Here is a 23,219-nt window from a genome sequence, read left to right as displayed (position 1 = left end):
TGGATTAGCTATAATTATCTTATTTCTCTATATCTATTTTAAACTCTCAATCCACTTCCACGTTTCTGCTATACCATCTCTAAGGTCAGTAAATTTATACTCACCAATTGTAGCTTTTAGCTTTGAGATATCTAATATAAAATGGCTTACGTCATAAGATTTTTGAGGAGTATAACTTACTTTACTAATCCGTCCAGTAGCAGAATTTACTTCTTCAATTATCTCATTAATTGATGTTCCTGTTCCACTCCCTAAATTAAATACGCCTTCTGCTTCAACCTCTATAAGTTTAGTTAAAATGGCAACAAAATCTTTGATATAGATATAATCTTTGGTCGCAGTACCGTCCCCGAAAACAGATAGCTCTTCATCTTGGCTCACTTTTCTCAAAAAAGTCGAAATTACCCCTTGAGCAATAAAATGGCCTTGCCTAGGCCCATATGGGTTTGATGGGCGTACAATCAGCGAATCCAGGTTGTACAACCGTTTATATAAGTGGATATAATGTTCAATTGAAGCTTTTACGATACCATAAGAAGATATGGGGTTAAGCGGAACATCCTCATTTATTAAGCCAGGTTGTGTATTGCCATAAACTGCCCCGCCAGATGAAAAATATACCAATTTCCTGATCCCAAGTCTATTCATTAAATTCAAAATGTTCAATGTCGGGATCAGGTTATTATTTACATCAGCTATCTGATCTACGTTTGATGTGCTGGGCACAGAAGCACTTGCCAAATGGAATACAATATCAATCCCAAGCATTGCTTCATATAAATCTGGGATATTGTCGAGTTTGGATAACCTATAGTCAACGTTTGGTAATGGATTTCTAAACCTTTCATACGATACATCAAAAACCCGCACTTTATAGTTCTTCTCAATTAAATGGTCAATTAAATGCGATCCAATAAAACCATTTCCCCCTATAATTAAAACATTTTTGTTCATGTTATTTAGTTTTTAAGATATTCTTCTGATATTACTTTTCCATAATTATCCATTGAGAAATATTGTTCTGCCCTCTTATATCCATTTTCTCCAAACTCGCGAATTTTATTAGTGTGATTTATGAAATCAATGATTTTATCAGCTAAAGCTTTCTCATCATCAGGAGGAATAAGAAAACCTGTTTGATTATCGATAACTGTTTCAGTGGTACCGCCAATTGCAGTTGCGATTAAAGGTTTTTTCATTGCCATTGCGGCTATAGTTACTGTTGCATTTGGTTCAGGCAATGTTGAAGGAAGCACAAAAATATCCATTGCAGCCAGCCAATCCTGAAAATTGCTCTGAAAACCCATAAACATCAATGACGAAGATACAGGCAATGATGAGATTAATTTTTCCAGTTCCACCTGGAAATGTTCCTGTCCTTTGAATGTATCCCCAAGCATCAAAAACTTCACTTTTACCGCTGGATCTATTCTATTGATCACATGCGGAATTGACTTCACAAAAACATCATGTCCTTTCCATCCATTTATTCTTCCAGCCATCCCGATAACAACAGTATCATCTGTAATGCCTAGTTTTTCCCTGATGTCTTTTGCATGATTATGCTCTGGATCATAAACCTTTAAATCTACGCCATGGTATAATACCTCAAATTTATCTTCTTTCCCTTTGTTCACTTTTAGAAAGAAAGTTCTAACCGCTTTGGAGATCGTAAAGACTTTGCTTGAAAAGATCCCTACCAACTTTCTGATTACATAACTTACCGGTCTGGGCTTCTCTACCAGCTCCATCACCTGCCATATATGTTTTATACCGTGTAATTTAGCCGCAAACCCGCCCATCCAAACTGCCGAAGTATTGGTATGTATTATACTGATATGCTGATCTTTTATGAGTTTCGAAATAAAAACGTAGAACCTAAAATTCTGTATAATAAACTTGAAAATACCTGTTGGTGAAAACATACTACGCCTAACCACAGGTAGATCACATACCAGATATTCGATGTTGTTCTTTTGAAACTCCTGACATAAACTGCCCTCATAGGGCAATAATACAAGCGTATCAAATATGTTCTTGTCCAAGCCTTTTATTAAATTAAGGAGTACGTAGTCGCTTCCGTAGAGATCTGCACTGGCATGTAGGTAAAGAACTTTCTTTCTCATGTATTTAAATTTTATTTTTTAAGCGTTTTGATGATGATAAATTGTATTGCAACCAGTATATTTATTTGATCCCCCGCCTGATTTTATCAAGACGAAAAATCAGCCTGTTAATCCTATCCCGCTTCATTAAAGAAGTGAAATAATGAAAGATGAATATGCCGGGAAACTTTCTGAAAACAGGTAAAGAGCGCTGTTTTTCTACTTTTAGCGCATATAAAAAATGATATCTTTCCTTAGCTCTCGAAACCAAGGCTTTGTGTGTTGTATATTTTTTAGCCAGATAATCCAGAACCGCAATCGAAGAGAAAACCATTTCTCCGGTATTATTACTATAATTAGTTTGATGCAGCCGGTATACGAATATTTTTTCTTTAATAAATTTGAAGTTTACACGATCAAGCCTGAAAATAATGTCTAGGTAAGCAGCCCAATCGTCAGCACCTTTAAACTCCGCAGAGGCATCTATAAATGCGTTATCTTTATTGATGAAATTGCTATTAAATATAACTGTTCCGGGGGTGTAAATTGTAGTGGTTTGCATTAATATGCTCTCCACCCTAAAATCTGGCTGGATATAATATATTGGAATCTCCTTTTGTTGCTCGTGATAAAGAAATACACCATTAATAATGTGCAATGCAACCGACGGATCAAGTTGTTCTTCAAGTGTAGAAAAGTAGTTATCCTTTACATAATCATCCTGATCAATAATAGTATAGTAACTATATTGTGTCCTTTTAAGCCCCACGTTTCTGGAGTTGGCTACACCTAAATTTTCCGGATTGATGATCAGTAATATATCTTCGGCCAGATACCTCTTTGTTATCTCATCGGCTATTCTCTCGGCATCTTCCATCGAATCAATAACAACTACCACCTCTTTTTTTAAAAGCTGCCTACTTTGTTTGTAAGACCGGAAGATTGAGTCTAAGCAATGAAAGATATACTTTTCACCCTTATAATAAGTTAAAACGATAGAGAGTCCGCTATTGATGTTCATTGTTATTTATATTTCTTTAAGACTTCTGCAGTTGCTTCAAGATACTTACTTCCCCATTTTTCACATGGTTCTAAATGATTTCCTTCCGCCCACTCATTCCAGGCATTGATGAAAACCAGATTTTCTTCCCCTGTTGGCTCGAACCTCTCACAAACATCCTCCAGCCAGTCTTGATAGAGTTCTGGAGTAGAATGTGTTAGAATTGTTCCGCCTTTTTCACGGCGCCTCACATAGTTATCCCACATTGGGGTTACACATGGGAACAATCTGAAGTTTTTCGGAAAAACAAACTTTTTATAGAAATCTACTACTTCTTTATACTTTATAACCAAAAACCTGCTTCGCAGCGGTGCAAAAACGCCTAGCTTACGCATTAATTCAGAAAATATCGCTCGTTTCCGTACAAAACTCATTTTATTGGGTGTAAATTGAGCAGCTGCATCAAACCCCCACTTTTTTGGTTCAACACCGGCATCAAACCCCCAGAAAAAAACGGTATATATGCCCGGATAACCGTATTTTTTTGCCTCAGCCTGCCAGGTTTCTATGGTCTTGTTAATGTTAGGGAACAGAGAGGGCCGGTAAATTACGAACACTGGTTTTCCGTCAATCTTGATATACCGATCATCAGAAAAGACATCTTCACACAAATACTTAATATGATCAAGATCATCCTGTTCTGAATAGTCTTGTTTAATTAAACTTTCATTAAACTTACCATCCCAGTTCCTTGACCAGTTTTCATTTGCCCAGCATAAACAAAATGGAATATCAGTTTTTTTTGCAAGCAGAAAATTATTGACAGGCATTTCTAATAGTCTTTTGCCATTAAACCAATAATGATAAAAACAAAAACCATGTATGCCATGATCTTGAGCCAACTTCGCCTGCTCTTCCATGATCTCCGGCAAACGTAGATCATAAAAACCTAAATCAGCCGGTAAGTGTGGCTGATACTGACCCTCAACTATTACCTTACCTTTAACTACATTACGCCACTCTGTAAAACCTTTTCCCCACCATTCATCGTTTTCCGGTATTGGATGATATTGTGGTAGATATATTGCCAGAGCCCTTAAAATTTTCTCCATAAATGTTTATAATTTTCTATTACAAATGTCTAATTGTCATCCCTATTTTTTAGCAGTTCGAGATATAAGCGATGGACCGATTCAGCATTACTCTCTTCAGAAAATTTAATCTTGGCCTTATTCATAGCCGAAACAAGCTCATCTGAATAATTTTCTATTCCGACTTTGGTTAAATTTAGCATTAGATCTGCCAGTTCTTCTACAGAATCGTAAAGCAAACCCGTTCCTATTAAATCGATTATTTCCTTTGTTCCACCGGTGTTTTTGCCAATTACCAAACAACCGTTAAACATTGCTTCAGCAGTAATTCTACCAAATGCCTCATTTAGCGACGGTACAATGAGTGCTGTTGCCGATTGCATCAACTGGTCTACATCATTGCGATGTCCAAGAAATGATACTCGGTCTCCAATTCCCTTTTCATTAAGAAAGTCGATAAGCGATAGTTTATAAGATGGTAGCGTACTATCACCTGCGATTAATAAATTATGAGACTTATTATTCTGGCAAAAAATACTGAAGGCCTGCAATAAAACTTGAATTCCTTTATTTTCACTCAAATGGCCCACATATAGAAAATAATCAGATTTTGAAGAATTATATCTTGCTGCAGAACTTTTCATAATCCCGTTATAGATTACAGTAGACGGCGGTTTTAGGTGAAAGTGTTCATAAATTGCCCGACTAATCGCTATTTGTTGATTATTTTCGTGATTGAGCATGCTCAGAAAACCTTTTTTAGTATACCAGGTTTTCATATTAAAGTCCAGATCCTGGAATTCGCGCAAATGCCAAACATGAGGGATATTAAGTTTATTTGCTACTTCGTACCCTAACAATAACGGACCAACATTAGTATGGATGATATCTATGCTTTCTGCCTGAACAATTTTAGATATCTTCCTCCTTGCCAATAAATTTCTAAATTTCGATCTCAGAATTTTAGGTAAATACAGTAATTTATCTCTAAAACTATCATTATTTGGAAGCAAAGGCATATAGTATTCAATTATATAACTTTGTACCCCTATTTTGTCAAGCTCCACTTTCAGCGTCATGTCCGCATAAGGAGACAACAATACAATTGGTTTGACCCCTTTCGATTTGAGCCCAACTAACATGTGATAGAGGGATCTATTAGCCCCAGTGAAAAAAGAAGATATATGAGTTATATAGAGTACGTTCATTTAAATCTTATTAAGAGCAGCAATGTGAAATAAATAAATTCATAAACCTTAACCCCATGGTCAATCGGATCTAACAATAAAGTAACTTTATAAATAATTCTTATTTTTTTTACCTAAATAACTCATCCCGCTAACAAATGGTATGATCCAACTCTCCCACCATGGATATGATCTTTGTAAAAATGCAATTGCGATCAACATCAAAAAAAACAAATTATACTTCCTGGAATCATAAAGATTAGTTAAAGTAGCTTGATAGTAAAATAGAGCAAAGACAATTAATGAGAAAAGGCCGTATCTAATTAAAAAAATTTTCCATCCAGCACCTAAGTTTTCATCTTTGACATAATTCTGTGGCATTCCAATCCATATATCTCCATTATTTATAATTCTATCTAGATATTCATCCGCATTTGTAGTAGCACGATTATTTCCAGCGATGCCTTTTTCCTGATCATATTCCATTCTAGCAATAATCAATGTATTCAGAAGGTTATTTCCATTATTATAATATTTACCACCAAGATATAGTGAGCCAAATATTAAAATCACATAGAATACAAATCTGTAGACAGATTTACTTGTTACTAGAATATTTAAAAAATAACCAATTGCTACCAAAATATAACCAGCCAAAGAAAGAGTGAAAATCTCAATAAGAATCATAACCCAGACTTCCCATCTCTTGAAATTAAATCGAACTGCAAATAACAAAAATGCCAGAACCATGCCGAGATGTCCAGGTTCCAAGAAAATAGAATTAAATCTTATGTCGTAAAATTGACCTTTTATAAAGAATATGTAGTTTGTATACACATATTCATCCCAGCTAGGATGTTCAATTTGTCCGAGATTCGGCAAAGAAATAAAGAAAGATAATAGAAATAATATAAGAGAGACTATAAGAAAATAAGACAGCAGTTTTACAATTAAATCTAACGTTTGAGTTTTAAATTCTCTGGTTGTCATTAAGAAAATAATTATAGGAACTGTATTCAACATCTCAGTTAAATTATTACCATAGCCCAGAGAAATAATTGACGCAACATACAATAAGATAATTTTCAAATGTTTCCTGATTTCTAATTCCCTATCGTGAACAAGAAAGTATAAAACACTTACTAAAGCTGAAAAAATAAAAAATGACTTGCTAATATCCCAAGTAAACCATGCATTTAGCGATCGCAAGAAAGCCAATAATAATGCTACTTGATATAATCGTTTGACAAATAATTTACCCATCAGAATCTCTTTTTAATACATTTTTTTTAACAAAAAGTATAATTAAACTCTTTTCATTTTTATCTAACATGCCGTAAAAGAATACGACGAGTATTGATAATGATGATGAAACTGTTGTTATCAAAAATGAGATAAATCCTGTAGTGGTCAGAAAGTGGCTTATCATCATTGGAAGTATTGCAGCTACTATTGACAATATGATCGCACGATAAAAAACCGTATTCAGATATAAACGAACAGGAAATTCAATTAGTTTTGACAAAATATTTAGTCGAAGAAACATAGCCAAAAAATATATGGCTATCATTACGTAAAATGGACTTTCGGGCGAACCACCAAGCTTTAAAATCACATAAGAAATTGGCAAAATAGCCAATGTTAAAATTCCAATATTTAACTGATAAGATTTTATTATACCAGTAGCTCTAACAGCCTGACTTAACGGCCCTTCAAAAACATTGATTAAAGTAAACAAGAGAACAAGCTGCGTGAAAACTATCATATGATTATCAACCTTATTCCCTAACCACAGTTCCAAAATAAATCGAGCCTGAAGTGCGATAGGAAGAGATAGAATTAGCAATAAAGCGTAGCCAATCTTAGTAGAAGACATTATCAGACTACGTTGTCTATCTAAATCATTTTCAGCATAAGATTTAACAATTTGTGGATTTACAGCATTGAACAAATTAGTAACGAATGCCGAAACTGCCGAATTAACTTGATATGCTATACCTCGTGCAGTATTTATTACAGGTCCAAAAAAGATGTTTAATAACAAGTTTAATCCTTGATTATTGAAGACTGTTGTTGTTGCCCCAAATAAGCTCCAGCCAGAGTAGCCTGCTATTTCTCTAAACAGTTTTGAATCCCATGCGAACTTGAACTTTGATTCGGCAAATCGATAGTAACAAAACAAAATGTAAGTTAACGTTACAACTAGAGTTACCAAGAAAGTTAAAACGCCATAAAGCTTTAGTTTGTCGTATGAGAAGTAAACCAATACGAACACAACAAATAATTTTAAGCTGACCTCTACAATACCTACATAAGCATAGAATCTCATTTTTTCATGCGCCATAATCAGCGCATTATAAGGTATAGCAAACATAGTAAGAATGAAGGAAAATATAGAAAACTGATATACCCATTTGGCAGCTTCGAATCTATTAGAAGGTAAGTTAACATAATTGTCCAAAAACCAAATTCCTACTGACTCTGCAAGTATGAATACAATTAAAGCAATTAGCGCATATATCATTAACGATGTGCTAAATACTTTTTTTAAGTTTCCAACATTATTTCGCCCTATTTCAAAAGCAAAAAACCTTTGAGAGGCGGATGCCATCGTATTGCTCAGGAACGCGAGCATAGTTACTACACTCCCAACTACATTATTTATCCCGTAATCTACAACACCAAGTGTTTTGAGGACTACTCTAACGGTATAAAGAGAAATTACCAGCGTAAGTAGCATCCTTATATATAGCAAAATCGTATTTGCCGCGATTTTTTTGTTACTACTTTCTTTCATTTACCTACAGGGACTTTTAAAACAAAACGTTAAACAACGATCTTTGAACTGGTTAATAGAAGTAATATCAGAGCAAAGCTCTAAGGTATATCAATTAGCTTTTAGACTAGCCTATTTCCAAAATTTCAATCTTGAAAAACTACTTTTAGTGCTTTCATCTTGTACACCATAACTACCATATCCATAACCATAACCGTAACCATACCCATAGCCATAACCATAGCCGTTCTTTGCATCAATGTCATTTACGACAATCCCTAAAGATGGCATTTTGTTATTTTTGTTTAGATCCTCAATAATATTTATCTGTTCTTTAAGAGTATAATTCTGCCTCACTAAATAAATAGATAAATTAGAATAATTGGCAATAAGCTGTGCGTCCGTAACAACACCAATAGGAGGGGCGTCAATTATTATATAATCAAATTGCTCTTTCAATTCATCAATTAAGAGCTTAGTTCTTGAATTTAATAACAATTCAGCCGGGTTTGGAGGGATCGGCCCAGAGCTAACAATATATAGATTCTTGTTTAGTTCTAATGGTCTGACTATTGAGTCGATTCCAAGTTTCGTATCAATAATGTAATTTGTAAATCCTATGGAATTATCAATATTTAACTTTGTGGATAAGCCGGGTTTTCTTAAATCTAACTCCATCAGTAACACCCGCTTATTTGACAATGCTAATATATTTCCAAGATTTATTGCCACGAAAGATTTGCCCTCACCAGACATGCTAGACGTTAATAAAATTATTTTGTCATCTGATGTCTTCTGCATAAAAGATATGTTAGTTCTTAAAGCTCGAAACTGTTCTGAAACTGAAGATCTGGAAGCATTTGCAACAATAAGATTATCTTGATTATCATTGTGGCTGATTTCGCCAATTATTGGTACATCTGTTATACTCTTGATATCTTCTTTAGTGTGAACTTTTGTATTCAACAACTCTTTAAGATACAACAAGCCTACCGGTATTAGAAGTCCGACAAAGCAACCTATAATTACAGATATAGCTTTTTTAGGACTTAAGGGCTTAACATCAGCCTTTGGGGGATCTATAGTTTTTGAAGTTGCAATATTAGAAGTCTTTGATATTGCTGTTTCTTCAGCCTTTTGCATCAGGAAGATATACAATTCCTGTTTAATCTGTTGTTGCCTTGCCAGGTTTAAGTAACTGCGTTCAATTTTCGGCACATCTTTAACCTGACTCTCCGCCTGCTGCATTTGCGCTTTGATCTTTCTTCTGGTAATCAAAAAACCATCAAGCGTAGTGGCTAAGTTTGATTCGATATCTAACCGGGCATTTTGTATTTCTTTATCTAGCAAGATAATACTAGGATTATTTTCTGTAACGCCAATCAATCTTCTTGCTCGTTCTAATGCCAATTCGTTATATTTACTTACCGCAGCACTAAATACCAAATCTGCTGGAATGAGAGAACTTGGCAAAACCCGCTTATTTTTTTCATTATCCTTCAAATAAGACTGGAGACTTTCCATAATGCTTATTTGGGTTTCTACCTGAGCCAATTGTTTAACATATTCAGCTGTCACTTGCACCAATTGCTTAGACTGTTCTGACATGTCGGCTAAATTATTCTTTTGCTTGAAACCTTGAATATTACCTTCTAAATCTCCTAGCTCATTACCAATATATGCTAATCGATTCTGAATAAATTTAACGGTACTATCAGCCACCTGATTTTTATCTTGAATATTCGCATAAACATATTTTTCAATTAGCTTTGATAATATGTCTTCTCCTTTTTTGGGGATAGAATTTGTTATTGATAAATCTATGATGGTAACAAGTTTGTTGGCAACATCTACTTTCAGAACATCACTTAATTCTGCAACTGCTGCATCAACCGAGCTTACTCCAATTTTATATTTCGCTCCTAGACTAATAACTTCAGAACTCTTGATCAATTCTACCTGGCCTATGTCAGGAAATTTAAAACTTCTATTCAAAGGAACGACCGAGTCAAAATATTTACTTTTCAGATGAACCTTATTATTTGCAAGTACTTCCGCTTCAATAGTTGTATTTTTGATAGTATCTTGTGATTTTAAAATCTTAAAAATCAAAGGAGATTTATATAATGGCCGTGTTTTGAAAGAATTTATAGAATAATAATTAATATTTAAATTCATGTCCTTGACAACCTGCTCTAACAGCAATCTTGTCTTTAAAATTTCAGCTTCATTATCCACCGTACTTTTAGTGCCTAGAAGCCCACCAAGCTCTCCTAGCATATCAGCTCCCCCCAATAATCCTCCACCTTTCTTCTCATCATTGACCAAAACTTTGGCCGATATGCTATATACAGGAGTCTTATAAATGTAATAAACGTATGAAAGTAGAATGCATACAATAAGAGAGAAACCAATCCAATGCCAATTTGCTAAAAGCCTTGCAATGAATTTTTTAGTGTCTATTGATGAGGTCTGTTTCATTGCCTCTTCAGAATTATTATTCATTTATTAATTAATTAAAGGCGTGTAAAAAGTACTACTAAAACTGAAAGAAGTGATCCGACTAAGGCGTATGTTTGGGTTCTGGCTTGGTTTAAAGAAGCTGCCTTTCCTTTATTTGGCTCAATGTACAATACATCATTCTGTTTTAAATAATAGTAAGGACTATTGAATATCTCCTTTGAGTTCAGGTCAAGCCTGGCAAATTCTTTCTTCCCGTTATTATCACGGATCAGGGTAACATTTTCCCGCTTCCCAAAAATGGTCAGGTCACCAGCCAGCCCCAAGGCATCCAATACACTTACTTTCTCATTCGGAATCACGTATGATGCGGGCCTGTTTACCTCGCCTAAAATGGTCACTTTGAAATTAGCAAAACGCACCTGTACATTGGGGTTGGTATATACAATGGCTGCTTTTTCTTTAATCAGATCTCTGGCTTCAAACGTAGTTAATCCAAGTACTTTAATTTTTCCAACCACGGATAAATCAATCTCTCCGTTTTTATCAACCAGGAAACCAGCCGTTGGCGGGGTAGCCCCTAAAGTTGCCACCGACCCTACATTGGTACTGATGGCCTGGCTAGCCGCCTGGTTAACCACCATGTTGGTTGCCGGATCAATGGTGAAGATAGATATCGATAAAATATCATCTGCCTGAATAACGGGATCAGTAAATTTAGCGGTATTGGCCAGTTCTGATTGCCCCAATGCACTGATATCCTGAAAGTAAGCTACATTTTTGGTACTTACACAGGAAGTTAAAAAGGCGATGGCTATCAACAAGCATAATTTAGCAAACCTTACCTTACATATTGGCATTTTCATAATCGATTGAGAAAATTTTTAAAAGTGAAGAATTTTGTTTGTCGGTCGGCCAAACTTAACATTTTAAACATTGAAAACATATACGTTCAGGCTATATTTATATTAAATGTAAAAACCTATCATTTTCGAACGGATATTTTCCTAATTTATCAAATAAATAGCCGTTTTCTACATTATACTTTAATGCATTATAGTGTTTTTGATGATGTAAATCCGTTCCCGCCAATCTGTACAACTGGTTTTTGAGCAGGTATTCGGCGGCGGTTTTTACCTCCCTGCCATAATAGCCTGTTACAGAGAGCAGATTCAATTGCAGCAATACCCCCATATCATGAAAGCGATGAAAGCGGTCATGATCTTGATGGTAAAAATTATACCTTTCTGGATGGGCTAAAATCACCGTGTATCCTTTAATCTGGAGATTGAAAATAATCTGCTCGATGTTTGGTGTTTCATTCAGGTAAGACATCTCCACAAGGATATGCCTATCCGGTAAACACATTAAAGCATCGCTCATTTCGAAGTTTTCATCGAGCATATATTCTGCCGCTGCAGCAATTTTAACATCCAGATTAGCTTTAACCAGTGCTGCCCGGGTGCGCTCCAAAGCCTTATTTATCGTCTCTGCCGTATTGGGATACAGTTCCTTAAAGATATGGGGCGTACATATAAACCGGTCGATACCCAGTTCCTTAAGTTTTGTAATCAGCGATATCGACTCGTCAACATCCGGTGATCCATCATCAATTCCCGGCAAAAGATGTGAGTGAATATCAACTCCCAACCACTTCAAATCTCTAACGATAGGTTTTTTATTTTTGAAAAAGCTGAACATCAATTAAGCTAGAAGCATGCAAATAATAAATCAAAGGAATAAATCCGCCGCAAGTTAACAGTTTTTTTGCAGAAATATTTAAACCGATCTGTTTTTTAATTATTTCTTAACAGGAAATATTGACAATTCTCATTCATTAACCGAAATAATTTTGTATTAAGTACTTAAAGTTAAGCTGATGTGAGCCAATATTAAAAAATATTAACCTGATTTTAATTATTGGAATAGCTAAGGCGCAGAAAAACCGAATCATAACGGGCGATGACGAAGGATGATGAAAATATGCCGCCTCAAGCCTGCTCATCAATGCAGCGCTTTTCAGATGATCATCAGCTTAATGTGGCAGCCCCGTATCCGGTGGCGCTTTCTCATGAATGAAAGTGAAATTTTGGATCGTTATATTGCATAAACATGCCTGTTTCGCCTGCCGGGTGAACCTGATTGAAAATTTTTTTTACGCATTTAGCATGCCCTGTCGGGCCATTTTGAAGCGCATACATAGGGTTCAGCTAAATTGTTTTATTTGCCTGCACAGGCGCTTTTATTGGCCGGGCGAAAGTTTTTAGCCTTGGTTTGCTGATGTGATTTAAAGCTGCTGTTTATTGTAGCACATGCTGATTAATATACGATTTGAGATAAATTGTCGTTATACAGGACATAATATGTAACCATAGTACTAATTTATTTACTGATTAAGTTTACAGAAGATGGAAAAACCGAAACTGTTTGCTTTTTCATCCCTAATCATTTTTGTATTTACCCCGGTGCATGCAACGCCTGTACATGCACGGCAAAGCTGGCCTCAAAGGGTAGCCTGTATCCTGTTTAACCCGCGGCTGGTGTGCAACAGCCGTGGCGATCCATTGCTTTGGCCATTGTGTGCCCTGTACATTCATGATCATCTGCATACCGATTAATATAACCTCCATATTATTGGGAATGTTGAACAGCTTTTGGCGCTGTTTGACGCTAAAATTTTAAGATAGACCCAAATTTTCTAACCAATTTTAGTCGCTCCGGCACCATCGGTTAGCCGCCCTGATTCGGCACAGGAACATTTTCCAGATATGGTTGCAGAATGCCCCATCAGCATGCTGCAATATGTTTTTGTTTTAAAACTCTACGCCCTATGAATAACCTTGATGCACTAGTACAGATTTTGTACAACATATACCTTGTACTGAACAAAGAACAGTTAAAATTTACCTTTATCGATCTCTTCGGCGACCCTGAAACGCAGCTCACCCGGCAGCAGGTAAAAGATTACCTTAACATTAGCGAAAGTACCTACAAACGTAAAGTGAAAGACGGTACCTTAAAGCCCATCAAACTGCCCGGAGGCGATCGTTTTTACCTGAAAGATCTGCTGGCCGCCTATATGGAGAGCCAGCGGAAAGGCCGTATCTGATTAGCCCTTCATTACCTGTTGTTTACCCTTTGCTGTATTGTGGTGATGATTATGTTGGACAACTCAAAAAAAAAAGAAATCAGAATTAGTATGATCCAGACGGGTAGCCCTTATGATAATGCCATCGCTGAGTGGGTTAATGGAATACTTAAAACAGAATTTGATCTCTACCAAACCTTTAAGTCACATAGCCAGGCCAGTGCAGCAATAAACCCTGCAATCTATAAATATAATAACCTGAGGCTACATGCAAGTTGCAACTACCTAACACCAGAAAATACACACAATCAGCAAAAAGTAAATCAAAATAAAATAAATCAAACCCAGGTAAACAAGTATCAGGAAGAAAACATAACATTGTAAACCCAATACAGTAAAAACAAATTCGATAGTAAACACAAATCAGTAATAAGACTTTTTACTGTAAACTTATTCCAGTATAGGACAACCTGTTGTTTACCCTTTGCTGGTACCAAGCTTACCCCTTGCTTACCTGTTGGTTACCCTTTGCTTACCTATTGTTTACCCTTTGGTTACCTATTCTTTACCTATTGGTTACCCATTGCTTACCTAAAAGGTAAACAATGGGTTTGTTCAGGGTAAACATTTACGGGGTTTCCGGCTATGCTGCCCGGGGGCAGGCCGGTTGTTTCTGGTTGCTCCTTTGCCTGGATGGCGGCATTGGCATGGCTCATTTTAGCTCATTATGGCCCATAATCAGCTCAATTTAGCTCATTTGAGTCCAAAATAAGGTGCCATTGCTACAAAGGGGCTAGGTTTGATCATGGATTTGAACATACCGGTATAGCAGAAATCCTATTAATTAAACATTTTTTTCACTTTAAAAACAAAAATTATGGCAACGTATTCAAAAGGCGCCAATGGCGCATTCTCGGGCAAGGTAGGCAGTGTAATCGGCAGCAGCTGGCGCAGCGTAGATTACCTGAGGGGGCTCCCTAAAAAAAGCAGTAAAGCCAGTACCGAACCTCAACTGGCGCAGCGCACCAGATTTGCCCTTGCAGCCCAGTACCTGAGCCCGATCAAGGATATTTTAAATATCGGATTTAAGGATAAACAGCTAAACAAGATTACCGGTTACAATGCCGCGGTAAAAATTTTCTTAAACCAGGCCGTTACCGGCGACTACCCTGATTTTGTGATCGATTTTTCGAAGGTGGTACTGAGCAAAGGTTCGCTTTCGGTAATGCACGGCCTGAACGGAAGCCTGCAGGGGTCAGATCTGCTGTTGAACTGGCAGAGCATTTTAAACCGCTATAATGCCTTTGCCGACGATGTGCTGACGGTTGTGCTGTTTAATGCCACCAAAAACATGTATATGGTGTACGAGGAAGCCCAGCGCGCTGCGCTCAGCTACACAGCGGTAATTGGTACCAACTTTAGCGGCGATGTTTTCTACGCCTGGGCCTTTGCGGTAAACCGCGATGCCACCGCGGTTGCAAACAGCCAGTACCTGGGTACCTATACCATTCCTTAAACTCAATTTTTAACCAGCCCAAACCCAGCCACGCTAAAGGTTTGGGCTATTAAAACACTATAGATATGAAAACATTAAAACTGGCTTTAACGGCGCTGTTGCCGAAAAAGCAGATCCTCGAAAAACTGATGCTGGCCGTAATACTGGTGCTGGGCTGGCATACACTTCCAAAAATATTAAAGGCCATTGAACCTACCGCGGCCCTGCTTGATGCAGGCATTTGGCAGCTGATCTTGCTGGCGCTGCTCTGTTATGCAGCGCTGTTGCAGCTTTCGTGGTGGCTGTTGCACCGCTTTTGGCAAAGCCTGGGCCTGTATAAATTAACAGATATGGTTTCACTATTTAAACAATTAACCTCATGGCAACAGTTAAGTTTTTTCTGGGCATCGTTTGCCTTGCTCTTGCTGGCAGCAATAGCCTGCCTGGCGGCGATAGTATAAACCTGCGGCAAGACCCCGCGCTTACCGACAGGAAAAGGCTGTTGCAGGTGGCTGAAAAGGAACTGGGCGTGCGCGAAAGTTCAGGCAATAACGATGGCCCGCGGGTTGCCGAATACCTCAGTTATGTACATGTACCGGAGGGCAGTGCCTGGTGTGCAGCTTTTGTGAGCTGGGTTTTTGGCCAGGCCGGTTACCCGGTACCACGCACCGCCTGGAGCCCGGCACTATTTCCGCTAAGCAAACGCACCAAACAGATCAGGCCGGCGGTGGTATTCGGCATTTACTTTAGCCAATTCAGGCGCATAGCCCATTGTGGCCTGGTTGAACGGCAGGACGGTGACTGGATGATTACCATTGAGGGCAATACCAACCCGGACGGAAGCAGGGAAGGGGATGGGGTGTACCGTAAACGGCGGCCATTAAAAGCCGTTAAATATTTTGCCGACTGGATCACTAAGAAAGGAGGAGCTGATGAAAACTAAGTTGAACCTGTTAATGGCTGGTGGGCTGGTACTATCGGCATGTGGCACTTTAAAAAGCAAAAAGACAATGGCTACCCAGGAACTTCAAAGATATAGCCAGCAGCAGCAAAACATTAACCAGCAAAGCTGGGCAAAAAGTAATACCCTTTTGGCAGATACCAGCAACAGTGAATATGTATTGCAAATTACCCCACTGGGAAAATTTCTCTACAGTACTGAAAAAGGTTTTGAGGGCATGGCCGAAAGCGTAGTGTTAAGCGGAAAAGCAAGTAACAGACGGCGCCTGCAGCGGCAGCAACAAACAGGTGATCAGCTGGTACAGCAAAAGAAGGGGATGAAAAGTACCGCTTTGGAAACGAGGGTACAGCATGCCGAAAAAACGGGCAAAGGTCTGCCAACATTTCTTTGGATTGGACTGGGGCTTATATTTTGCCTGACTTTAGGCTACCGGCTAATGAAAAAACGATGATTACCTGAAGATTAACATGCTCCCTTTAAGCCACAGAGGGAGCAGTTGCTGCACAATAGAAGGTACAAAACATCTGTTGAACTTTGTAAATAATAGTATTACAGGGCTTTTCCTTGTTTCTTCAATTCATACCATTTGTGTTCAAAGTTAATGCTTCCATTTATCACTTTCGACTGCTTTGTGCCGGAATGTCAAATCAGCCCAATGGCTATTAATATATTTCGATTTTCCCCAAATGCCGCTGCATCATGGTACCATAAATCGATATAATTACTATCCTTTAACTAAAAATGCGATTCTTTTGAGGCCTTTTATCCATGCTAATCCGAATGCTGCATATGACTACCGGGGCCATCTCCTGCCATAGTTGTATAACCACATTTAACCAGACAATGAACATACCAGCAATATATCATTACCATTATTCAAAAATAGCTTAGGTAATCGACATTTGATCTGCTACAAAAATACCACAGCAAGAATTAAACTGATTTTATTATAACTGTCAGCGAACACTGATAAATCAAAATTACCAGTTATACAGTAAGCCAATTTTAACATGAAAATTATTAACATCAGCTTTGTCCCAAACAAATATATCGGTTGGACTTTGATTGCTAAATTGATATTGGTAATTAAGCGATCGAATGTAGCCAAACTGGCCGTTTAGTATAAATTTTTTGTAGTCCCAGTTTAGGTTACCCAACAAGGTTAAATCTACCCAATGCCGCCTAAAGTCTGTTGCCCCTGGTATACCAAAGGCACGATAATAAAGATCATTATTGTGTACTGTCCGCTCTATCGTCAAGCCAATTTTTTTCAAACCCTTTACCCAATTCACATCTAAAGACTGCATGTTACTACCTGGGCCGATCCCTGCTCCAAAGACCTGTCCATTATTGGTATAGCCAGCTACTACCGTATGATGTGCGTACCAGGATGGATAATCACGCAATACACGCGTGGAGGTACCTTGCAACTGTGTAAATTCAATACCCGCCTGTATAAACTCATCCGGCTTATTTAACCCGATCAATTTTCGAAAACCGGCTATATATGCTTGTGAATGTTCAGGTTCTATGAAGGCATCACGTGCATCCCAGGCGTGATCATTTCTGCCAAACTGCATGTAAATTTCTGCTTTAGATTCAGGCATTACCCAACGTGCATAAAAAGAAAGGTTTTGATCGCTTTTTCTAACATCTTCGGTATTAGGAACGCTAGGGTCTGCTGACCGGTAACTTTGTTTTTCCAGTGCCGAAAAAATCGGAAAATAACCTTTAAAACCACTTTCCATATCCTCATGGTACATAACGTAAGCCCTATCAAAGCCAAAAAATAAGTTAGGTACCCACTTAGGCTGCCAGGTAATGGCAAAAGCAGAAAGGTAACGCCAATCTGTTGGCTTTTGTTTATAACCTGATAGTGGTGGCATTTCCGAATGAGAAGCTTCTAGCCTACCACCAATTAATTGTGCTTCGAACGAACCGATATAAGTCTTAATAGGTTTTGTGGTGTTTAAGGTAATGTGCTTAAAACCATCCGCGTTATTACTCATGAGTAGCGAGTTTCTTACACCTGGCCCCCACCACAGGTTTTCGTTTGAAAGGCCGAGAGATACAGGATCAAAAGTTAGCCGGATACTGCTTTGCCCCCAGGTTACTTTTGAATAGCTACCTCCACTAAAACGCTCAGGCAAATCAATCCGGTTTAAATATTCACGATAGGCATTGGCAAATGCGGTTCCGTTTGCCCTTTCGTAGGTTTGTGTAAAGTTGCTATTTTGCGCATAGACCACTTCAGGTCTTAACTGAATGCTCAATGGCCCAAATTTTGCGTAAACACCTGTGGAGAACTGGGTTTGATAACCTTTAGCCTGAATCATTGAACCGTCATTCATGCCGTAAGGATGATGACTGTTAAATTGTTGCTGCCAAACTACGGGCAGTGCATAAACAGAAAGTAACCGGTTGGGTGACTGGTATAGACTTTTCCGAAAACCAGAAAGTGATATGGTTTCATCTTCTTCATCAAACTGATGCGAATTTTGCTCGTTAATAAACAACGGCCTGATCAAATAAGAACTATTCGACGTATCTAAACCAAGCAGTTGAGCACGGCGATAAGCGTCTTCCACACCATTAAATATACCTACGGGTAGGGTTTGACCAAAACCACTTAACTGCAAAAGCAAGAGCCCAAAAAATACAGCAAGCGAGAATTTGTTTTTATAAAAGCATGTATAGGTTTTATTCATTCTATTTATTTTAAGCTTTCAAAGATACTTTCTTATCCTGACATATTCATTACCATATGGTTGATTATGAGCAGCATGATTGTTTATGCATCGTGGTGATGAAATTCTGAATTTAGAATCAATGATGAGTTTTCAAAAGGTAGTTTTTACCTTCTACTGCAAACCGTAGCCCCACAAACAAAATGGCTATTATTGCAACTGCTATCAGGATCGGTAGCATAGGCGTATTGATGTATAATAACAGCACTACATTAATTAAAAATTGAATAGTGACATATAAAACAGTTACGGCCAAATGATTCCACTTTTTTTGATTGGCAAGGTATTGATAGAAATGGCTACGGTGTGCTTCAAATATATTTTCTTTGCGGATTTTACGAAAGATAATGGTGGTTGCTGTATCCAACCCATAAAACAAAAACAATAAAATATATCCAAAATTACCGGTTTTAAGCACTAATTGACCTATAAGAAAGATGAGCGTAAAGGCAATACTGACACTACCTACATCTCCCGCAAAACACTTCGCCTTCTTTCGGAAATTAAAAAAATTAAATACAATTAATGAAAAGGCTATTATGGTCAAAAAATCAGAAGATGTGAAGGAGACGATCTTTGTATTTACATAATATAAAGTGCAGATGGCAAGAAGACTATAAGCACCCGTTATCCCGTTGATTCCATCCATAAAATTATAGGCATTAATGGTTCCGATTACAAATATCAAAGCAATGATAATATAGTACCAGGGTTGCGTAAAGAGTTGCCATTGATAAAACATGAACAATACGGAAACGAAATGAACACTTAAACGAACTTTATTATTCAGTGTTAAAATATCATCCAAAAAGCTAATCGTGGCTATGGAAATCAACCCTATAACAAAATATAAATATTGAAAGTCTGATAGTATAAAAAAAACAATTACAGCCAGGCTAAATATAATCCCGCCACCACGTAAAGTTACAGTTTGATGCGAGCTTCTGGCATTCGGCTTATCGATAATATTGTAGTGATCAGCAATTTTAAAATAAGCCAGTTCCATTACAAATAATGCAACCAAAATCAAGATGGCGGGTATAATTGTAACCATATGTTAATGCTAAAGGGTAAAGATTTAAAAGTTAAGTTATTGAAAGTAAAGCTTTAATTCCGAAAGGAACTTGCGGTTAACATCAAACCTTCTTTTGTAGCGAGCGGCAGGTTGATCTTTAACGCATTTTTTAATTTATCATTACTCACCACATAATTTTCTGTCAATTTTGTTAATCGTTCTGTATTTAATGGCAGTCCGAACTTATCACCAAACTTTGCAAGGCTTTTAATAAAGGTGGGTGAAATTGCCCATAATTTTGCCTGTTTATTTAAAGATGCAGCGAGTATGCGTACCACTTCATTAGTTGATACCGGTTCATCATCGGCAACATTATATACACCAGAAGGTGCTTCATTCTCTATAAGTTTCGAAATAAGAAAACAAAGATTTTCTACGCTCAGAAACGACCTTTTATTTTCGAAACCAGCTAACGGGTATGGTACACCTTTTTTAACGAATTTATAAAGAAGGTTAAGGTTTCCTTTATTTCCAGGCCCATGTATCATACAAGGGCGAAGAATATAGTACATTTTACCCTGGGGTAGAGGCTGGTTTTGAATATACGTTTCAGCCTGAAGTTTTGACTTCCCATAATGGGTTAATGGTTTTGGCGATTCCGCTTCAGTTAAAACCCCCTCAACAACATCTGCAACTGCTTTTACTGAACTGATGAATATGAATTTTTTGGCATTGGACTTTAAAAATGCATCGTAAAGTTTTCTAGTAAGTTCGTAATTTACCTCGTAGTAGGCGCTGGGATCAGCTACCTGTTGCAGATCGTGAGCTTTGCCTGCTAAATGTATAATTACCTCATCTTTTGGGTTGATTATTAGATTGCTTACCGCACGAAGTGATAAGGTATTAACCTGATAATCTTTACCTAAATAGTTAACTAAATTTTTTCCAACAAAGCCTGAAGCACCAGTTATTTTGATTTCTTTCATAATTCAAGCACTTTATCTTCAATTTGCGTCCATATTAACTCCTGTGCGTAATCGCGCTCCATCAACAATCGTCCATTTAAACCGTGTTGGTGGGCAATTCCAGGATTTTTCAGATAGTAAGCCATTGCATTTTTAATATCCTGGGGATCACTACTCACAAATTTACCGGTATAATCGTTTACGATTGCATCTATACAACCGGTTGCCTTGGTGGTAATGACCGGAATTTCCATAGCAGAAGCTTCTAACACAACAGTTGGAAACCCCTCACGATGTGACGGCAATATAAATATATCCATAAGGCCATAATACGGTAATACGTCCAAAATCAGACCGGTATGGATAATAGACGGCTCCTTTGTGATAAATCCTTTAATGTCCTCATTAAGTGCATCACGATCCTCAAAAGGACCAATTAACAATAATTTAATTTGCGTAAATTCTTTTAATAAGAGTTGCCAGGCTTCTATTAATTCTCTAATGCCTTTGTCGTTTACCAATCTGCCTACATAACCAAAAACCCTGTCTGTTTGGCCAATGTTGTATTTATTTCTTAAAGACAACGTAACAGCAGGAGTTAGAGCAGCTTTTGAGAAGTGTTGCAGGTTAATTCCGTTACAAGTACCTTTATGCAAGAGAATATTCTTTTTCGGCGGACTTAATTTTTCCATCTCACTAACCGCTAATACGGAGGGACTAACGCAAACAACTTTTTTAGCCATCAACCCTGTAATGCTTTCAATAGCCTTCAACAGCTTTCTCCTGAACCCGATAGAAGTTTCGTACATTAAGCCATGCCTAAAATAAATTCTTTGTGATACACCTGCCAATAAAGAAGCTGTCATCGCCAATAAACCACCCTTGGGGGTATGCCCTATTACGACATCAATCTTTTCTGACTTTATTAACCGATATAGTTTATAAATGGAAATTAAGTCTACAAAGGGGTTAACACTTCTTAAAATGGGAATGGGATGGCCAAATAATTTTTCTTCAGTAATGTACTGATCAAAAAAAGCAGATGGGCTACAGGCTACATGAAAGATTACGCCTTTCTGCTTAAAAAAAGCGAACTGTTCTCCTATAAAATAGGGCAATACAAACGCAATGTTAACAACATGCAGTACCTTTTTTGGCTGACTAAACGTTTTGTTCAACTCTGCATTCATATATCATGAATTAAAACGGTTTTATAAACTTCGATTTGTGCGGCTAACATTTTATCTAAGCCAAAATGATCTGCCCTTTGCGCACATTTTTTTGCAGTTTCCCTATAAAATTCCGGATCGGTCATTAATTGCTCAACGCAGGAAGCTAACATTTGCTCATCCCGGGCATTAAAAAGTAAACCATAGGATTCGACTATTGCATTAAGACCATTAACATTACTGGCCACAACAGGCTTGCCTGCAGCCATTCCCTCTACTGCGGTAAGTCCAAACCCCTCCCAGTTTGATGACTGGACTACCACGTCGGCTGTCTTAATTAAGTTTGGAATATCGGCTCTTACACCTAAAAAAAGTACGCGCTCCTTTAAATTCAGTCTGCTAACCAATTCAACGCATTCAGCCTTTAATTCTCCATCGCCAACTAACAGCAATTTAAAACGGTTAGGAAGTAAAGCGAGTGCTTTAATGACCGTTTTTTGATCTTTTTCCCTTTGAAATCTGGAAGTTTGAATAAGCAGAACAGCATTTGGATCCTCAAAAAATTCACTCTTCGGATAAGGTATTGCATTTTTAAATGCTTCAACATCGATACCATTGTAAACAACGTGACAACGGTTCGTATCATAATTCAGTTGTTCAACCAGCTTTAGCTTTACTGCTGGCGTAATAGCAAATACCCCGTTATAAAAGCGATAAATCAAGCGGTCTATCATTCTGAATATCAGATGATCTATGCGTCTGTTGTTTGTACTATGCTCTGTAAATAATAAAGGAACTTTTAAGCGAAATAAGAATTTAGCGATTGCTACCCAGTACAGGGAAGGAAAGAGATGTACATGAACAACATCAAAATTCTTCAAGAGCTTTTTTAACCGAAAAATGTGCAAAGGATTATATAGGGAACCTTTTCCAAGATCCATTATTTTACCATCAAAATTTTGACTCAAAGTATCGTAAAATATTGTCCTTTTTCCATTCAAACATAGTAAGCTTGCCTCAACTCCGAAATTTTTATATCTTGGTAACGCATCAACAAGCAGTTTCTCAGCTCCAGCAACTCCCAAAGAGTTAATTATATGTAATACCCGCATCAATACGTAAAATTAAACCAAATATAGGCTTTATATTATACTTGTACT

General features: G+C 37.5%; 23 protein-coding genes. 7 read left to right on the top strand and 16 right to left on the bottom strand.

The features are described 5' to 3' along the window. Nucleotides 1-33 precede the first annotated feature (33 nt). The 10 genes from ACIQXP_RS11245 to ACIQXP_RS11200 form a co-directional block, all read right to left on the bottom strand. Nucleotides 34-954: an NAD-dependent epimerase/dehydratase family protein gene (locus ACIQXP_RS11245; RefSeq protein ID WP_293744075.1), complete on the bottom strand. Its 921-nt coding sequence runs from the start codon at nt 952-954 to the stop codon at nt 34-36. Between the two features lie 5 nt (nt 955-959). Next, nucleotides 960-2,126: a glycosyltransferase gene (locus ACIQXP_RS11240; protein WP_387505344.1), complete on the bottom strand. Its 1,167-nt coding sequence runs from the start codon at nt 2,124-2,126 to the stop codon at nt 960-962. 61 nt (nt 2,127-2,187) lie between these two features. Then, nucleotides 2,188-3,126, bottom strand: a complete 939-nt coding sequence (locus tag ACIQXP_RS11235; protein WP_293744071.1) for a glycosyltransferase family A protein — start codon at nt 3,124-3,126, stop codon at nt 2,188-2,190. Nucleotides 3,127-3,128: 2 nt separating this feature from the next. Further along, nucleotides 3,129-4,217 carry a glycoside hydrolase family 99-like domain-containing protein gene (locus ACIQXP_RS11230; protein ID WP_387505345.1) on the bottom strand — a complete coding sequence of 363 codons (1,089 nt, stop codon included), beginning with the start codon at nt 4,215-4,217 and terminating at the stop codon, nt 3,129-3,131. Nucleotides 4,218-4,246: 29 nt separating this feature from the next. After that, nucleotides 4,247-5,404 carry a glycosyltransferase family 4 protein gene (locus ACIQXP_RS11225; RefSeq protein ID WP_387505346.1) on the bottom strand — a complete coding sequence of 386 codons (1,158 nt, stop codon included), beginning with the start codon at nt 5,402-5,404 and terminating at the stop codon, nt 4,247-4,249. Between the two features lie 87 nt (nt 5,405-5,491). Continuing rightward, complete coding sequence (locus ACIQXP_RS11220) at nt 5,492-6,646, bottom strand: hypothetical protein (protein WP_293744065.1); 1,155 nt, start codon at nt 6,644-6,646, stop codon at nt 5,492-5,494. Continuing rightward, nucleotides 6,639-8,180 (bottom strand): MATE family efflux transporter, encoded by a 1,542-nt coding sequence (locus ACIQXP_RS11215; protein ID WP_293744063.1) that lies wholly within the window; start codon nt 8,178-8,180, stop codon nt 6,639-6,641. Before ACIQXP_RS11215 ends, ACIQXP_RS11220 begins: the two co-directional genes overlap by 8 nt. Before the next feature lie 111 nt (nt 8,181-8,291). Further along, nucleotides 8,292-10,664 (bottom strand): GumC family protein, encoded by a 2,373-nt coding sequence (locus ACIQXP_RS11210; RefSeq protein ID WP_387505347.1) that lies wholly within the window; start codon nt 10,662-10,664, stop codon nt 8,292-8,294. A gap of 11 nt (nt 10,665-10,675) precedes the next feature. After that, a complete protein-coding gene (locus ACIQXP_RS11205; RefSeq protein ID WP_293744060.1) occupies nt 10,676-11,485 on the bottom strand; it encodes a polysaccharide biosynthesis/export family protein in 810 nt (269 codons plus the stop codon). 97 nt (nt 11,486-11,582) lie between these two features. Further along, nucleotides 11,583-12,320, bottom strand: a complete 738-nt coding sequence (locus ACIQXP_RS11200; RefSeq protein ID WP_391527769.1) for a tyrosine-protein phosphatase — start codon at nt 12,318-12,320, stop codon at nt 11,583-11,585. A gap of 707 nt (nt 12,321-13,027) precedes the next feature. Here ACIQXP_RS11200 and ACIQXP_RS11195 point away from each other — a divergent pair. The 3 genes from ACIQXP_RS11195 to ACIQXP_RS11185 all read left to right on the top strand — a co-directional run bounded on the left by ACIQXP_RS11195 (nt 13,028) and on the right by ACIQXP_RS11185 (nt 14,091). Beyond that, nucleotides 13,028-13,237, top strand: coding sequence for a hypothetical protein (locus ACIQXP_RS11195; protein WP_387505349.1), 210 nt, complete (start codon nt 13,028-13,030; stop codon nt 13,235-13,237). A gap of 212 nt (nt 13,238-13,449) precedes the next feature. Then, nucleotides 13,450-13,728 carry a helix-turn-helix domain-containing protein gene (locus tag ACIQXP_RS11190; protein ID WP_293744057.1) on the top strand — a complete coding sequence of 93 codons (279 nt, stop codon included), beginning with the start codon at nt 13,450-13,452 and terminating at the stop codon, nt 13,726-13,728. A 45-nt stretch (nt 13,729-13,773) separates the two neighbouring features. After that, a complete protein-coding gene (locus ACIQXP_RS11185) occupies nt 13,774-14,091 on the top strand; it encodes an integrase core domain-containing protein (protein WP_391527770.1) in 318 nt (105 codons plus the stop codon). A 203-nt stretch (nt 14,092-14,294) separates the two neighbouring features. Here the strand turns inward: ACIQXP_RS11185 and ACIQXP_RS11180 are convergent, their stop codons facing one another. Then, on the bottom strand, nt 14,295-14,423 hold the full coding sequence (locus ACIQXP_RS11180) for a hypothetical protein (protein WP_293744054.1): 129 nt from the start codon (nt 14,421-14,423) through the stop codon (nt 14,295-14,297). A 161-nt stretch (nt 14,424-14,584) separates the two neighbouring features. On the opposite strand from ACIQXP_RS11180, the gene ACIQXP_RS11175 reads away from it, so the two are divergent. The 4 genes from ACIQXP_RS11175 (at nt 14,585) to ACIQXP_RS11160 (ending at nt 16,614) form a co-directional block, all read left to right on the top strand. Next, on the top strand, nt 14,585-15,223 hold the full coding sequence (locus ACIQXP_RS11175; protein ID WP_387505351.1) for a DUF6266 family protein: 639 nt from the start codon (nt 14,585-14,587) through the stop codon (nt 15,221-15,223). A gap of 65 nt (nt 15,224-15,288) precedes the next feature. Next, a complete protein-coding gene (locus tag ACIQXP_RS11170; RefSeq protein WP_293744051.1) occupies nt 15,289-15,663 on the top strand; it encodes a hypothetical protein in 375 nt (124 codons plus the stop codon). Next, nucleotides 15,582-16,145, top strand: coding sequence for a C40 family peptidase (locus tag ACIQXP_RS11165; RefSeq protein WP_293744049.1), 564 nt, complete (start codon nt 15,582-15,584; stop codon nt 16,143-16,145). Before ACIQXP_RS11170 ends, ACIQXP_RS11165 begins: the two co-directional genes overlap by 82 nt. Beyond that, nucleotides 16,135-16,614 carry a hypothetical protein gene (locus ACIQXP_RS11160; RefSeq protein WP_387505352.1) on the top strand — a complete coding sequence of 160 codons (480 nt, stop codon included), beginning with the start codon at nt 16,135-16,137 and terminating at the stop codon, nt 16,612-16,614. The genes ACIQXP_RS11165 and ACIQXP_RS11160 overlap by 11 nt, the downstream gene beginning before the upstream one ends. Nucleotides 16,615-17,143: 529 nt before the next feature. Here the strand turns inward: ACIQXP_RS11160 and ACIQXP_RS11155 are convergent. The 5 genes from ACIQXP_RS11155 to ACIQXP_RS11135 form a co-directional block, all read right to left on the bottom strand. After that, nucleotides 17,144-18,871 (bottom strand): capsule assembly Wzi family protein, encoded by a 1,728-nt coding sequence (locus ACIQXP_RS11155; protein ID WP_293744047.1) that lies wholly within the window; start codon nt 18,869-18,871, stop codon nt 17,144-17,146. 118 nt (nt 18,872-18,989) lie between these two features. Continuing rightward, entirely contained in the window at nt 18,990-19,964 is a 975-nt protein-coding gene (locus tag ACIQXP_RS11150) for an MraY family glycosyltransferase (protein WP_293744045.1), read from the bottom strand. Between the two features lie 53 nt (nt 19,965-20,017). Then, nucleotides 20,018-20,911, bottom strand: a complete 894-nt coding sequence (locus tag ACIQXP_RS11145) for an NAD-dependent epimerase/dehydratase family protein (RefSeq protein WP_387505353.1) — start codon at nt 20,909-20,911, stop codon at nt 20,018-20,020. Then, nucleotides 20,908-22,080, bottom strand: coding sequence for a glycosyltransferase family 4 protein (locus tag ACIQXP_RS11140; protein ID WP_293744041.1), 1,173 nt, complete (start codon nt 22,078-22,080; stop codon nt 20,908-20,910). The genes ACIQXP_RS11145 and ACIQXP_RS11140 overlap by 4 nt, the downstream gene beginning before the upstream one ends. Beyond that, nucleotides 22,077-23,171: a glycosyltransferase gene (locus ACIQXP_RS11135; protein ID WP_387505526.1), complete on the bottom strand. Its 1,095-nt coding sequence runs from the start codon at nt 23,169-23,171 to the stop codon at nt 22,077-22,079. Before ACIQXP_RS11135 ends, ACIQXP_RS11140 begins: the two co-directional genes overlap by 4 nt. Between the last annotated feature and the right edge of the window lie 48 nt (nt 23,172-23,219).

This window comes from Pedobacter suwonensis, from assembly GCF_044762335.1.
In the GTDB taxonomy this organism is placed as follows: domain Bacteria; phylum Bacteroidota; class Bacteroidia; order Sphingobacteriales; family Sphingobacteriaceae; genus Pedobacter.
This window is presented reverse-complemented; position numbering and strand designations above follow the sequence as displayed.